Source organism: Myroides odoratimimus (assembly GCF_030326305.1).
Classification (GTDB): Bacteria; Bacteroidota; Bacteroidia; order Flavobacteriales; family Flavobacteriaceae; genus Flavobacterium; species Flavobacterium odoratimimum_A.
Genome location: NZ_JACAKB010000071.1, coordinates 1 through 1,930 on the forward strand (window position 1 = coordinate 1; position 1,930 = coordinate 1,930).

1 protein-coding gene is annotated in these 1,930 nt (G+C 39.4%); it reads right to left on the reverse strand.

All coding sequences use genetic code 11. The features are described 5' to 3' along the window. Positions 1-85: 85 nt before the first annotated feature. Entirely contained in the window at positions 86-1,477 is a 1,392-nt protein-coding gene (gene ltrA / locus HX049_RS18295; RefSeq protein WP_286417811.1) for a group II intron reverse transcriptase/maturase, read from the reverse strand. Positions 1,478-1,930 lie beyond the last annotated feature (453 nt).

A 1,930-nucleotide genomic window follows, 5' to 3' on the forward strand; every position in this document is an offset into this window, starting at 1 on the left:
AATCGAGTAGGAGGCTGAAGATTATTTCTTCAGCCGACCTCTCACACCACCTGGCATACGGATCCGTACCAAGGCGGTTCTTAATTTACGATACTTTTAGGAGTATGTCATATAGAAATGTATATCCTGCTTTCCTTAAATTTTGAATGTTTAAAGAAGCTTGTAGGATTGGGCTAAGTGCTGTGCGACAATAACTCTTGCGAGTGTTTGCCCATTGATATGCTTGATTATCTCTTACACCGATGCGCTTAAGATTAACATATCTCGTCTTATTCTGTTTCCAACTCTTCCAAATTAACATCCGTATCCTAAAGCGAAGCCACTCATCTATACACTTAATCTTGGATAACATATCAGATTGCTTGAAGTATGACACCCAGCCTTGGATATAATATCGCAAGGATTCTTTGAGTTTATCGTACCCTTTACCTCTACTACGTTTTGTAAGTTCCTTTAGCTTATCTTTGAGTGTACTGTAACTTTTCGGGTGTACGCAAAGACTCCATTTCCCTTTGCTTTTTACATAAAAACTGTGCCCTAGAAATTTCTTCCCTTTGGCATAACCAGTGGTAGTCTTCTCTTTGTTTACTCGTAAGTATAAGACTTCTTCAACGAACCTAGTGATACTTTCCTGCACACGAAGACACGCTCTTTTACTTTTGCAGAAGATTAGACAGTCATCTGCATAACGCACAAAACGAAGGCCTCGTCTTTCTAGTTCTTTATCTAACTCATTAAGCATTATGTTACTCAGAAGGGGACTTAAGGGGCCGCCTTGAGGTACTCCCAATCTACTCTCTTCAAATTTACCTCCAATAACAACACCTGCATTTAGATATTTATGGATTAAGGATATCACCCGAGGGTCTTCTACTCTCTTTGACAATATTTCAACCAATCTACTGTGGTTAACTGTGTCAAAGAATTTTTCTAAGTCTAAGTCCACTACATAATGATATCGGTCATTTAGATGGCTTACCACTTCTTTCAAGGCTGTATGACAACCTTTGTTGGATCTAAAGCCGTGACTACTTGGGTGAAATTCTTGTTCGTAGATAGGAGATAATACTTGGGCTATACTTTGTTGAACGAGACGGTCTACTACCGTAGGGATACCAAGTTGGCGTGTTTTACCTCCCTCTTTGGGGATTTCTACTCTTCGAACTGCTTGGGGGTTATACTTTCCGTTTTCTAGCGATGAAACCAATGAATCTCTATTATGTAAGAGCCATGGCAATAATTCTTCAGTGGACAACTTGTCTATTCCATAGCTCCCTTTATTTGCCTTAACCTTTTGATAGGCTAGGTTTAAATTATTAGGACTAAGGATTAGTTCTAGTAAACTCCCCTGTCCTAATCGTACTTCCATGAGGTTGTTTTCAGTTATCCCTATGTAAGTCTGCACTCCTTGGTAGCTGTCAGGTTCCGCCCTATCCTTTACAAGGTAGTTATCTCTGTTTATAGATATTTTCTGCATTCTTTCCTACATTAGGTAACATTCATTTACTACTCACTTAATTAAGTTCTGTCCTTCTGCATTTTGTAAGACTTCTTGGTATTGCCAAGCTTGTATCTGTGCATACTATGACTTCTGCTGACTTCTTATAGCAATTGTTATCCATAGTTCTGTAAAAAAAAACTCCCTATGTCTATAAGACCTCCCCAGGTAAGAACGATAACTTTCATCTCATATACCTGCTATATTTACTATGATGTCTCTGTACAGCTTAGGACTTCAGTTTGATATGCAACCTTATCCGACATTTCTAGCCTTATATATAGTTTCTGTTCGTCAGGTCAAGACTTTACCTAAAGCTTCCTTCAGATTCCAACTCACGATGGACACCCTTGCTGTCGGTTAACACTTCCTGCTGTAATGGCGTGTTCGGGACTTACACCCTAGAGTTATCACCCATGCTGGGCACACATA

Coding starts and splice junctions, on each gene's coding strand:
- ltrA (WP_286417811.1), bottom strand. CDS start 1,477: ATGCAGAAAATATCTATAAACAGAGATAACTACCTTGTAAAGGATAGG.